Annotated in this window: 1 protein-coding gene; it reads left to right on the forward strand. The window is 68.9% G+C overall.

What is annotated here, in order from left to right; genetic code table 11:
* The coding region (locus I6F37_RS40405; protein ID WP_225154437.1) for a hypothetical protein at positions 1-438 on the forward strand (438 nt) is incomplete at both ends.

Genomic DNA, 438 nt, shown 5'->3' on the forward strand with positions numbered 1-438 from the left:
CTCTACGTCGGGCTGCTGACGCTCGTCACCGCGACCGTCATGGCCCTGTGGTTCGTGCTCTCCGGCGATCGGGGCGGCACGTTGGTCCTGCTCGCGATCCTCGCCCTCGGGCCCGCGTCCGACATCGCGGTCGCGATCGTCAACCATGCCGTGACCCGTTCGCTGGGTCCACGTGCGCTCCCGCGGCTCGATCTCGCCGACGGCGTACCGAGCGAGCTGCGAACGTTGGTTGCGGTTCCGATGCTGCTGACGAACACGGCCGAGGTGGAGGAGCAGGTGGCGGGGCTGGAGGTCCACTACCTCGGCAACCGGGACGGCGACCTGCAGTTCGCCCTGTTGTCCGATTGGCTCGATGCCGACAGCGAGCGAACCGACGCCGACGACGAGTTGCTCGCGGTGGCGGCCGCAGGCATCGATCGGCTCAACGAACGGTACGGC

Origin of the sequence: Bradyrhizobium sp. NBAIM08 (assembly GCF_020193935.1) — a bacterium.
GTDB lineage: Bacteria > Pseudomonadota > Alphaproteobacteria > Rhizobiales > Xanthobacteraceae > Bradyrhizobium > Bradyrhizobium yuanmingense.